Annotated in this window: 1 protein-coding gene; it reads right to left on the bottom strand. The window is 66.8% G+C overall.

Features of this window, described 5'->3' with window-relative positions; genetic code table 11:
* A partial coding sequence (locus ACM9HJ_RS31065; protein ID WP_416575681.1) for a hypothetical protein occupies window positions 1-205 on the bottom strand: 205 nt, incomplete at both ends.

Consider the following 205-nt stretch of genomic DNA (forward strand, 5'->3'; position numbering starts at 1 on the left):
TGTCATCTGCCCGGCAATGTCATAGCCATAGGTGCTGGTCGCCGCCCCGCGCAAAGTGGAGGTCCGCCGGCCCAGCAGGTCGTAGACATGCCGCGTCACCGCATCGGTGACCAGGTCCACACCCGTCACCCGGTTCAAACCATCATAGCGCCAGCCGACCGTCGCACCCGACCAGGTGGCGCCCGTGCGGTTGTTGTCGGCGTCG

The organism is Niveispirillum sp. KHB5.9 (assembly GCF_048066115.1).
In the GTDB taxonomy this organism is placed as follows: domain Bacteria; phylum Pseudomonadota; class Alphaproteobacteria; order Azospirillales; family Azospirillaceae; genus Niveispirillum.